The 11,655-nt window shown below is 59.1% G+C and carries 11 protein-coding genes; all 11 read left to right on the forward strand.

The genetic code is table 11. The annotated features are described in order from the left end of the window. Nucleotides 1–588: integron integrase (locus ACZCED_RS23635; RefSeq protein WP_464861932.1), on the forward strand; the 588-nt coding region annotated here is incomplete at its 5' end. Beyond that, on the forward strand, nucleotides 585–1,202 hold the full coding sequence (gene lexA / locus ACZCED_RS23640) for a transcriptional repressor LexA (protein ID WP_462970453.1): 618 nt from the start codon (nucleotides 585–587) through the stop codon (nucleotides 1,200–1,202). The genes ACZCED_RS23635 and lexA, both read left to right, overlap by 4 nt. Before the next feature lie 402 nt (nucleotides 1,203–1,604). After that, nucleotides 1,605–3,338, forward strand: coding sequence for a sensor histidine kinase (locus ACZCED_RS23645; RefSeq protein ID WP_462970454.1), 1,734 nt, complete (start codon nucleotides 1,605–1,607; stop codon nucleotides 3,336–3,338). Between the two features lie 29 nt (nucleotides 3,339–3,367). Further along, the gene (locus ACZCED_RS23650) at nucleotides 3,368–3,799 is read left to right on the forward strand and encodes a response regulator (protein WP_462970455.1); all 432 of its coding nucleotides are present in this window, start codon (nucleotides 3,368–3,370) and stop codon (nucleotides 3,797–3,799) included. After that, nucleotides 3,762–4,241, forward strand: a complete 480-nt coding sequence (locus tag ACZCED_RS23655) for a response regulator (protein WP_462970456.1) — start codon at nucleotides 3,762–3,764, stop codon at nucleotides 4,239–4,241. Before ACZCED_RS23650 ends, ACZCED_RS23655 begins: the two co-directional genes overlap by 38 nt. Next, entirely contained in the window at nucleotides 4,222–4,626 is a 405-nt protein-coding gene (locus ACZCED_RS23660) for a response regulator (RefSeq protein ID WP_462970457.1), read from the forward strand. The genes ACZCED_RS23655 and ACZCED_RS23660 overlap by 20 nt, the downstream gene beginning before the upstream one ends. An 83-nt stretch (nucleotides 4,627–4,709) precedes the next feature. Further along, nucleotides 4,710–6,008: a sulfite exporter TauE/SafE family protein gene (locus tag ACZCED_RS23665; protein WP_464861933.1), complete on the forward strand. Its 1,299-nt coding sequence runs from the start codon at nucleotides 4,710–4,712 to the stop codon at nucleotides 6,006–6,008. Further along, nucleotides 6,005–6,691, forward strand: a complete 687-nt coding sequence (locus tag ACZCED_RS23670; RefSeq protein WP_462970459.1) for a hypothetical protein — start codon at nucleotides 6,005–6,007, stop codon at nucleotides 6,689–6,691. The genes ACZCED_RS23665 and ACZCED_RS23670 overlap by 4 nt, the downstream gene beginning before the upstream one ends. A gap of 123 nt (nucleotides 6,692–6,814) precedes the next feature. After that, complete coding sequence (locus ACZCED_RS23675; protein ID WP_462970460.1) at nucleotides 6,815–9,439, forward strand: PEP/pyruvate-binding domain-containing protein; 2,625 nt, start codon at nucleotides 6,815–6,817, stop codon at nucleotides 9,437–9,439. Between the two features lie 11 nt (nucleotides 9,440–9,450). Further along, nucleotides 9,451–10,923, forward strand: a complete 1,473-nt coding sequence (locus tag ACZCED_RS23680; protein ID WP_464861934.1) for an ATP-binding protein — start codon at nucleotides 9,451–9,453, stop codon at nucleotides 10,921–10,923. Beyond that, nucleotides 10,920–11,655 (forward strand): sigma-54-dependent transcriptional regulator (locus ACZCED_RS23685; protein WP_464861935.1); only part of this gene is annotated, 736 nt, incomplete at its 3' end. The genes ACZCED_RS23680 and ACZCED_RS23685, both read left to right, overlap by 4 nt.

An 11,655-nucleotide genomic window follows, 5' to 3' on the forward strand; every position in this document is an offset into this window, starting at 1 on the left:
CTGCGCGTGATGGAGTGCGTGCGGCTGCGGGTCAAGGATGTCGATTTCGGCTACCGGCAGATAGTGGTGCGTGACGGCAAGGGAAAAAAGGACCGCGTGACCATGCTGCCCGAAATCATCACCGACTCGTTGCAGCGTCACCTGCTGAAGGTCAAAAGAGTTCATGAAACCGACCTCGAGGCTGGTTTCGGTGCCGTATACCTGCCTTATGCCCTGGAACGCAAATACAAAAACGCCAACCGCAGCTGGGCCTGGCAGTATGTGTTTCCGGCCGTGCGCCGTGCCATCGATCCGCGTTCCAGTGTGGAGCGCCGTCACCACATTTCCGAGTCCGTGCCCCAGCGGGCCGTCAAAAATGCCATCCGCCAGGCCGGTATCGCCAAGGCTGGCAGCTGCCACTCCCTGCGCCACAGCTTCGCCACCCACCTGCTTGAAGCGGGGTATGACATCCGCACGGTGCAGGAGCTGCTGGGCCACAAGGATGTCTCCACCACCATGATTTACACCCACGTGCTCAATCGGGGCGGCAAGGGGGTGCAGAGCCCGGGAGACAATCTTTTCGACGACCAATGGAAAGCGAAACCATGAGTTCTGATCTGACACCCAGGCAAAAAAGCGTGCTGGATTTCATCGTCGCCTTTCAGCAGGAGCAGCTCATGGCGCCCACGGTGCGCGAGATCTGTGCCCACTTCGGGCTGCGCGGCCCGGCGGGCATCCACCGCATCCTTAAGGTTCTCGAGGAAAAGGGACACCTCATCTCCGAACCGGGCAAGAAACGCGCCTTGCGCTTCAGCAAGAAGTACACGGGCCGGGGCATTGCCCTGGTCGGCAACATTGCCGCCGGCAAACCCATAGAGGCCATCGAAAACTTTGAAGAGGAACTGGCCATTTCCCCGTCCCTGTTCGGTTGTGATCACTGCTTCGGCCTGCGGGTCAGCGGGGACTCCATGATCGAGGCCCACATCCTGGACGGGGACCTGGCCATCATACGCCCGCAACAGCGGGTGGAAAACGGTGAAATCGCCGCGGTGACGATGGCAGGAACGCTGCCGGAGGCCACCTTGAAGATCGTCCACCACGACCAATATTCGCTGTCGCTGTCGCCAGCCAACAGCGCTTACCCGCCATTGATTTTAAAGGGGCCCCAGCGAAAGGGAGTGGCGATCATCGGAAAACTGGTGGGGGTGGTGCGCCGGCGTTGATCGGCTTGCGCTGCACACAGCATGGCCCCCTCCGGGTCTTCCCATGCGCCACCTGGATACCAGCAGTTTTGCCCCGCTCCCGGTTGCAACAGATTATCATTTCATGACATGGCCGATGGTCCATTCAATTAGCGCTTGCCTTTGACCGGGGCGGCCTACCCCTGTTCATTCACGCCCGACCGATTCCCGCCTTCCCTGTTCCACTCCTTTACAACTTGTAAAAAATCCTGACAGTCAGATTCTTTTACAACTCCCTTCAATTTCTTTGAATTTTTTTTATTATAATATTTCTAATAGTTAGCAATTCTTCAAATATTTCGGAGTTGGCACTGAACTTGATAATCAGCAAACGGCATCGCTTTTTTGGCAGTAAACCATGATTTTTTGACAACGGAAAAATTGATGACCCGCAACCCCACACCGCTGAGTCCATACTACCGGTCCCTCACCCGCAACATGGTGCTGCTGGTCATGGTGATTTCGTTCACGCCCATGCTGCTCGTCACCGGGATCATCCTGGACCATTTCAGTTCCTCCCATCACGAAAAGGTATTCGCCCACCTGGAGGAACTCGTTCTCAAGCACAAGCAGAATATCGACAGTTTCTTGGAGGAGAAGGTCCAGAATATCCGTTTCCTGGCGGATTCCATCGACTTTGGCCGTGTCGGCCAGGCTGACGCCATCGCCGAACACCTCAACCGCCTGCAGAGCGTCTACGGCACCGTTTTCGTGGATCTTGGCGTTATCAACGAACAGGGGCAGCAAATTGCCTATGCCGGACCGTTCAACCTGGACAATGCCCGCTATGCCGATGCCGACTGGTTCAAAAAGGCCATCGACAGCGACTATTTCACCAGCGACGTGTTTCTGGGGCTGCGGGGTTCACCGCATTTCATCATCGCCGTCCGCAAGACCTGGCAGGGACAGAAATGGATTATCCGGGCGACCATCGACTTTCTCTCCTTCAACCGCATCGTTGAAAAGGTGCGCATCGGCGAGACCGGCTTTGCCTACATCCTCAATCGCGACGGCCAGTTTCAGACCAAGCCCATATTCGACTTCACCCCCACCCTGGACATCTACTCGCGCTACTTTGCCAACCTGGAGCGCATGGGCAAAGAGGTGGAGATCCAGGAACGGCTCGACGGCGCGGGCGTGAAAAGCCTCTATGTCTCCGCCCTGCTCAAAGGCGGCGACTGGCTGCTGGTATACAAGCAGGCCAGCGACGATGCCTTTTCGGACCTGCACACGGCCCAGAAAGTTGCCATCGTCCTCCTGCTGCTCGGCGGCGTCGCCATCGTCGCCATGGCGGTCTGGATGTCCACCAAGATGGTCCGCCGCATCGCCACATCGGACAAGGAAAAGGAGATCATGAACGAACAGGTGATCGAGACCGGCAAACTGGCCTCGGTGGGTGAACTGGCCGCCGGTATCGCCCACGAGATCAACAACCCGGTGGCCATCATGGTGGAAGAGGCCGGCTGGCTCCAGGACCTGGTGGAAGACGGCGCCTATAAAAGCGATGCAGACATCCAGGAGTTCGAACGCGCCCTGAACCAGATCCGCACCCAGGGCAAGCGATGCAAGGAGATTACCCACAAACTGCTCAGTTTCGCGCGCAAGACCGATTCGCGCATCGAGGATTTCGAGATCGGCCACCTGATCGAAGAGCTGATCTCCCTATCCGCCCAGCGGGCCAAATACAGCAACGTGGAAATGATTACCCGGATCGAGCCCAAGCTGCCGGCCATCTCCGCATCCCATTCCGAGCTGCAGCAGGTGTTTCTCAACCTGATCAACAACGCCCTGGATGCCATGGACAGGACCGGCGGCACGCTGGAGATCAGCGCCAAACATGAACAGGGTCAGATCGCCATCGAAGTGAAAGACAATGGCCCCGGCATTCCCCGGGCCAACCTGGCGCGCATTTTCGACCCGTTCTTTACCACCAAACCCGTGGGCAGCGGCACCGGTTTGGGGCTGTCCATCTGCTACGGGATCATCCACAAGATGGGCGGAGACATCAGCGTGAAAAGCACCGTGGATGTGGGCACCACCTTCGAGATCCGCATACCGGTGAAAAGCGACGACACGGTCGACGACGACACGGTATCGTCATCCGATACCTGCAATTAGGCATACGAACGAAGAAAGGAGATATACCCATGGCAATTGCATCCATCATGCTTGTGGACGATGAAATCCCTTTCGTGGAGGCGATGACCAAGCGCCTGACGCGACGGGAGTTGGAAGTGGAAAGCGCCTTCAGCGGTGAGGAGGCCCTTAAAAAACTGACTGCCGGCAGTAAGACGGAAGTGGTGATTCTGGACGTGAAGATGCCGGGCATGGACGGCATCGAAACCCTCAAGGCCATTAAAAGCAAGGTGCCGCTGGTGGAAGTGATCATGCTCACCGGTCATGCCACCGTGGAGTCGGCCATCGAGGGCATGCGCTTCGGCGCCTTCGACTACCTGATGAAACCTTGTGACATGGACCACCTGATCGACAAGGTATCGGCGGCTGCCGCCAGGAAACGAGAGCACGAGGAGAAGATCATCAATGCCCGCATCAAGGAAATCACATCCAGGAAGCCCTGAGAAAAAGGTGGACCGGGACCCGCCGTCCAGCCACGGTGAGCCGGGGATCCGGCTGTTGATGGTGGATGACGAAAAAGGCTTCGTCCAGGTGCTTGCCAAGCGGCTGGCCAAACGGGACATCCACACCACCCAGGCCTTTTCGGGCACCGAAGGGATCCAGATGCTCAGGCGGTCCGATTTCGATGTGGCCGTGCTGGACCTCAAGCTCGAGGATATGGACGGCATCGAGATACTGAAAGTTTTTAAAAAAATGGATCCGGACATGCCGGTGATCATGCTGACCGGGCACGGATCGGAAAAAGCGTCCATCGAAGGCATGCGCCACGGTGCCTTCGACTATCTGACCAAACCACACGATCTGGCCGAACTGGTGGAAAAGATCCACGAGGCGGTCCGCTCCAGAAAGAAAACGGATGACACAGATGAAACTGCTTCTTGTTGACGACGAAACGGATTTCCTCAACACCCTGCTCAAACGCATGCAGCGCCGCAATGTGGACGTGCAGGGCGTCGGCAGCGGTGAATCGGCCCTCGAGTGGCTCAATACGCATGAAACGGATGTGGTCATCCTGGATGTGCGCATGCCCGGCATGGACGGTATCGAAACGCTCTGCGAGATCAAAAAACAGTTTCCATTGACGGAAGTGATCATGCTCACCGGCCACGCCAGCATGGAAGTGGCCATCGAAGGCATGGAAAAGGGCGCCTTCGACTACCTGATGAAACCCATGGACATGGATGAGTTGCTCTACAAGGCCGAGGACGCATTCAAGAAGAAAAAGATCCATGAAGGCAAAATCCGGCAAATGGCCGATCAACTCAGATGATACCGGCAGACCGAAACGATGTGCAGGCTACACTTACAACGCCTAATAACGATCAACCTATTAACTGGAAAGCGGGGGAGGATATGAACTTCTTCAAACAGTGGGGCAGGTTTATGATGCATGGGGCCAAGGCCCACGCGCAATGGGAAATCCAGATGTCCGCCAACATCCTTGGCAGCCGGAAACGGGTGGCGGTGCTCCTGATGCTGCTGGTGCCGATCATCCTGGGGGGCATTGTGTTCGCGGATCAGATGGGGGGCGCCATCCCTGACATCCTGGGCGGCAAGAAAGCCTACAGCCCGGCCTTTTATTCCACCGGGATCTTTATCGTCTCCATCCTCATCGGTCTGGGTGCGGGTTTGATCACCGGCTGTATCGGTGCCGGCGGCGGTTTCATCATCGCCCCCGCCCTGATGAGCGCAGGCATCAAGGGCATCCTGGCCGTCGGGACCGACCTGTTTCACATTTTCGCCAAGGCCATCATGGGCAGCATCATCCACCGCAAGCTGGGCAACGTGTCCGTCCCGCTGGCCGTGGTCTTTCTCATCGGCGCAATCATCGGCGCCACCGCCGGCGGCATCCTCAACCGGGTGCTCTACGAACTCAACCCGGTGCTTTCGGACACCTTCATCACCACCATCTACGCCCTCATGCTCGGTTTTCTGGGTTTTTACGCCATGTACGACTTTCTCAAGGCCAGAAAATCCGGCGACGCCGGCGATGCTCACGGGGGCGGCCATGGCGGCAAGGCGGAAGGCGCGGAACTGGGCGGACTGCCCAGAAAACTCCAGTCGATCAACATCCCGCCCATGGTCAAGTTCGACTTCGACTTCACCCCCGGCGGCCGGAGCATCTCCTGGGTGTTTCTGGTTCTCTCCGGCGCCCTGGTCGGCCTGGCGGCCGGCATCATGGGCGTGGGCGGCGGGTTTCTCACCTTCCCCATCTTCGTCTATATGCTCGGCGTCTCCTCCATGACCACGGTGGGCACCGACATCTTCCAGATCGTCTTCACCGCCGGCTACGCCTCCATCAGCCAGTACGCCGTCTACGGGTTTATCTTCTACACCCTGGCCATGGGCATGCTGCTGGGATCGCTGATCGGCATCCAGATCGGTGCCATGGTCACCAAGGTGGTCCCCGGCATCACCATCCGCGGCTTCTACGCCATGGCGGTCCTGGCCGGGTTCGTCAACCGGTTCTTCGCCCTGCCCGCCAAACTGGGGGAAATGGGTGTGATCGACATCTCCAAAGGCACGGGCGCCACCCTGGATACCATCGGCATCTGGGCCTTCTTCATCGTCATCGGCGGCTTCGGCGTCTGGGTCATCGGCACATTCTTTAAAAACATCGCACAGCTCAAAGGAGAAGGAGAACACGCATGATTGCCAACAAACCCAAATTCATGACCGGCCTGACCTTGATGGTCCTGTTCACCGCCGTCTTCATCGCCATCTTCATGCCGCTTTTCGGTGGGAAAAACGGTCTGGAGTACCTGGACAACCTCTATAACTCCATCTCCAAGGGATCGGCTTACTATATCGATTCCGCACGAAGCGAGGTCCAGACCCTTCAGACACCGGAACTGACCCTGACCCTGACCATGAAGAGCGAAGTGCAGGCCCAGCAGACCGTTCCGATTTTTATGAAAACCGGGGCGCAGGTGGGCCAGAACGGCGCCCAGCTGACCGTAACGGGAAATATGATCGAGATCCTCAACCACTGCCTGGACGACGCCCAGCACATGTACGACAACGACGGCGACACCGTAGCCGCCAAATACGGGTACGACGGGAAGATGGCGCTCTACAACTGGTGGAGCGCCCTCAAGGCCATGGATTTCGACCTGAAAAAGCAGAAGAAATTCAATGCGGCCAGGATCACCGAACTGGTCAACAAGAAAGCGGTTGAGACCGCCTACAATTATTATGGCATCGAGGGCCAGAAGATCACCGATCGAATTGGCATCGTCATCTTCTCGCTGATCTTTTACGTCGTCTATACCCTGTGGTATGGTTTCGGTATCATGTACCTGTTCGAAGGCTGGGGCTTGCGTCTGGAGCATTGATGGCCGGTCGCGAGTTCGATTGACACCACCCCTCACCCAGTTCTCTGCCCGACGGAAAAAAGGGACAGGGTGAGGGGTTTTTTAGCATTTTCTGAACTTTTAAAAACGACAGTGTTACTCAGCATGGGCCGACTGCAACGACTATTCAACTGGTTCAAATCAGACGGGGCGCCGATTGACGAAGCAGATGCCCGGGCGCTCCGCCTTGAATTTCAATCGCGCTACCACCAGTTCAAGCTGTTGCTCAACGCCAACAACCAGGCCCTGGAAATCATGACCGAGCTGGAAAAAGCCTTGGCCGGCAACGCTCCCTTCGGCATGAAATTCATCCGGTCGCGGGTCATGGGGGCCTACACCCGGGTCTATCAGATCGTCAAGCACCTTCAGGCCCTGGCCCCCGGCAAATACAAGGCCCTGTCGGACCGCCTGGAAACGATCCGGTTGTCTCTCGAATCGATGCTTGTCCGGCACCGGCCGGCCGAATCCCCGGCCCCGCTGGTTCTCCCCTTCTCCGTCCTGGACAAAAGTGTTGCCGACCAGGCGGGCATGAAAATGGCCAGCATCGGGGAAATCGCCAACCGGCTGCACCTCACGGTACCGGACGGTTTTGTGGTCACCGCCCGGGCCTTCCGCCTCTTCCTGGAACACAACGATCTGAAAACCGAGATCCAGCGACGCATCCAGAGTGCCGAAGAAGAAGGGTACCATCAGCTTTACACCACCAGTGCGGACATCCGCCGGCTGATCCAGGAAGCCCCCCTGCCCCCGGAACTGGAGGCCGCCATCCTGGAGGCGTACCGGGAACTGGCCGCCCGCCGGAACCGTGAGCCCAACATGGCCGTTCGCTCGAGCGCCCTGAACGAGGACCGGGAGGGAACCTCCTTTGCCGGCCTCTATCACAGTGCACTCAACGTTTCCCGCGACCATCTGACGGAGGTCTACAAGCAGATCGTGGCAGCGGCCTACTCCCCGGCGGTAATGGCCTATCGTTTCAGCCGCGGCCTTGCCGACGAGGATACGGAAATGTGTGTGGGGATCATGGAGATGGTGGATGCCGTCAGCGGCGGGGTGCTCTATTCGGCCAACCCGATGAACATCCGCGACCCGTCGGTGATCATCAATTCGGCCTGGGGGCTGCCCAAGGCGGTGGTCGACGGCACCACGGCCACGGACCTGTTCCAAGTGGCCAAGTCCCCTGCGCTTTCGATCACCCGGCGGAACATCGCCGCCAAGGAAAAAAAATACGTCTGCTACCCGGCGGAAGGGGTTTGCCGCCTGGACGACACCGGGCCGGAGATGATGCAGGCCTCGCTCACGGACCGGCAGGCAATTGCCCTGGCCGAACTGGCCGTCAGGATCGAATCCTACTACGGCTGCCCGCAGGACATCGAATGGGCTATCGATGGCGCCGGCGAGATCATCCTGCTGCAATGCCGCCCCCTGCAGGTCCTGACCGGCAGCCCTTCCCCCCCGACCGCTCGGAACGACCAGGCGGACCTGCCGCCGGCGCTTTTCCAGGGCGGCATCACCGCCTCTCCCGGCGTGGCATCGGGGACGGTCCATCGGGTATTGAAAGATGTCGATGCCCTCCAGTTTCCCAACGGTGCGGTGCTGGTCACCGACCGGGCCCTGGCGCGCTGGGCCGCGCTGTTGCCGCGCGCTGCGGCAGTGGTCAGTGAAAAGGGCGGTATGACCGGGCACCTGGCCAATGTGGCCAGAGAATTTGGCGTTCCCGCCCTGTTCGGCGCCGAAGGCGCCATCGATCGCCTGGAAGGCCGGGAACAGATAACGGTGGACGCAGACGCCGGGTGCATCTACCCTGGCCGGGTGCAGTCGCTGCTGACCCTCTCCGAGCGGCCGCCATCGAACCTGATGGCAGGCACGCCGGTTTTCGAACTTCTCGAAGAAGCCTGCCAACTGATCGTCCCGCTGACCCTGCTGGACCCGGACAGCCCGGCCTTCAAGGCGGCCAATTGCCAGACGCTTCACGACATCACCCGGTTCTGCCACGAAAAAAGCGTCCATGAAATGTTCCGTTTCGGCAAGGCCCACCGGTTTCCCGAGCGCTCCTCCAAGCAGCTGCGGGCCCGGATCCCCATGCAGTGGTGGGTGCTCAACCTGGACGACGGATTCAAGACGGATGTGGCCGGTGAACGCTACGTGGACATCGACAACATCACCTCGATTCCCATGCTGGCCCTGTGGTCCGGCATCACGGCCTTTGCCTGGGAGGGACCGCCGCCGGTCGACGGCAAGGGATTCGTGTCGGTCATGTTTCAGGCCACCCAGAACCAGGCCCTTCTGCCCACGGTCCGAACGACCATGGCCAACCGCAACTATTTTATGATATCGAAGAACTACTGCAGCCTCCAGTCCCGGCTCGGATTTCATTTCTGCATCACCGAAGCCCTGGTGGGCGACCGGACCGCTGAAAACTACGTCAGTTTTCAGTTCAAGGGCGGGGCAGCCGATTTCAACAGGCGCTTGAAGCGGGTGCGTTTCGTGGAAGAGATCCTGGACGGCCACGGTTTCCGTACCGCCGTGACCAAGGACGCCCTGCGGGCGCGCATCGAGCAGTACGATGCCGAAACGATGATTGAAAAGCTCAAAGTGCTGGGGTACCTGTCCATCCACACGCGCCAGCTGGACATGATCATGGCCAACCCGGCGATGGTGGAACGCTATCGGGTACAGATTCGCAAGCAGATCGACACCCTTCTATCCGCATCCCCGGCGCAGGCCGGGTGAAAGGGACGCTCATGTGGTCACGCATCAGCCTGAAAAACCGGATTTACCTTCACCTGATCGCCATCTTCCTGGTCACCCTGTCCGGCGCGGCGATCATGGTATGGTATTCCTACAGCATCGAGGGCGTGCTGACCGCCATCACCGATGAGAACCTGGTCGCCTTTCAAAGTGCCGAATCACTGGAAATCGCCTTGGTCAACCAGAAAGGGTTCGTCTCCTATTTTTTCCTTGACGGTGATCCCAACTGGCTGGTCCAGTTGGAAAAGTATCGCCATGTATTCAGTGAGCAACTGGAACAGGCGCGGGCACTGGCCCAGTCTCCTGCTCAGAAAAGGACCATTGAGCGCATCGCCGACGAATATGCGCACTACATCCAGGAAAAGGATCAGGTGATCGGGTTTTATAAGTCCGGCGACTTCAAGTCCGGTTCGAAGATGCACCAAGCGGTCCGCGACCGCTTTTTTGCCATCCTTACGATATGTGACGAGTACAAGCGCGAGCACACGCAGTCCATCATGGCCGCCAAGCAGGAAGCCCTGAACGAGGCGGCCCGGCTGCGTGACACGGCCATGGCGGTCATCGTCACCCAGGTCCTGCTGGTGGTGCTGTTGGCCTACCTGCTGGTCTACCAGATCCTCAATCCGCTGCGCGCCCTGATCCGGGAAACCAGCCGCAGCGAGACCATCGAAAAATCGGGCAATGACGTCAAAACTCTGAGCCAGAGTGTGCGCGGGCTCATCGAGGACGCCGGGCAGACCCAGGCCGAGCTGGAGAGGAGCCGCGAAACCCTGCTGCAGGCGGATAAGATGGCCATGGTGGGCAAACTGGCGGCAGGCATGGCCCACAGCGTGCGCAACCCGTTCACCTCGGTCAAGATGCGGCTGTTCTCGTTGAACCGCTCCCTGAAGCTGTCCGGCACCCAGAAGGAGGACTTCGACGTGATCTCCGAGGAGATCGACCACATCGACACCATCGTCCAGAATTTTCTGGAATTCTCCCGGCCGCCCAAGCTGAAGATGCAGCCGGTGAGCCCGTCGACGGTGGTGGACACCGCCATCCAACTGCTGCGCTACCGCCTGGAATCCTACAACGTCAAGGCCACCGTCCATCGCGACAAGATCCTGCCGGCCGTCGATGCGGATCCGGATCAACTCAAGGAGGTGCTGGTCAACCTGATCGTCAACGCCTGTGAAGCCATGACCGGCGGCGGGACGATCGATATCCATGAGCGCGTAACCGGCACGCCGCCGGACCGGCAACAGGTCGAGATCCGGGTTACCGACAACGGAGCGGGCATGTCGACAGCCGCCGTCAAAAAAGTATTCGATCCATTCTATACCACCAAGGAAGACGGCACGGGGTTGGGTCTGAGCATTGTCTCCCGGATCATCCGCGAACATGGCGGGCGTGTCGATCTGACCTCGGAGGAAGACCGCGGAACGACCGTTCGCATCGTTCTTCCCACGATAGGAGGATATCTGTGAGCACCATACTGATCATCGATGACGACGACCAGCTGCGCATCAGTTTCGAGCGCCTGCTGAAGGAGGAAGGCTATACGGTCCGCACCGCCGCATCGGGCGAGGCGGGATTGCGCATGGCCGCCGAGGCGGTTCCCGACCTGGTGCTGCTGGACGTTCGCCTGCCGGGGATGAATGGCCTGGAGACATTCAGGCAGATCCACCAGCTGGAGCAGAAGCTGCCGGTGATCATCATGACCGCCTTCGGCACCACGGAGACGGCCATCGAAGCCACCAAGATGGGCGCCTTCGATTATGTCGTCAAACCCTTTGACATCCTCCAGATGCTTTCCACCATCCGTCAGGCCCTGGAGGCGGGCCGCTTCATGCGCTCCCGGGTGGAGGTGGACGTGGTCCCCGCCGCGGCCTTGGGTGAGGCCCTGATCGGCAAGAGCCGCCCCATGCAGGAAGTCTATAAAGCCATCGGCCGGGTGGCCCCCACCGAAGCCACGGTGCTCATCCGGGGAGAATCCGGCACCGGCAAGGAACTGGTGGCCCGGGCCATTTACCAGCACAGTCTGAGATCCGCTAAGTCCTTTCTGGTGATCAACTGCGTGGCCATCCCCGAGACCTTGTTGGAAAGCGAATTGTTTGGCTATGAAAAGGGAGCCTTCACCGGCGCCATTAACCGTCGGGTGGGGAAATTCGAGCAGGCCCACGGCGGTACCGTGTTTTTGGATGAAATCGGCGACATGC

The organism is Desulfosarcina sp. (genome assembly GCF_055467485.1).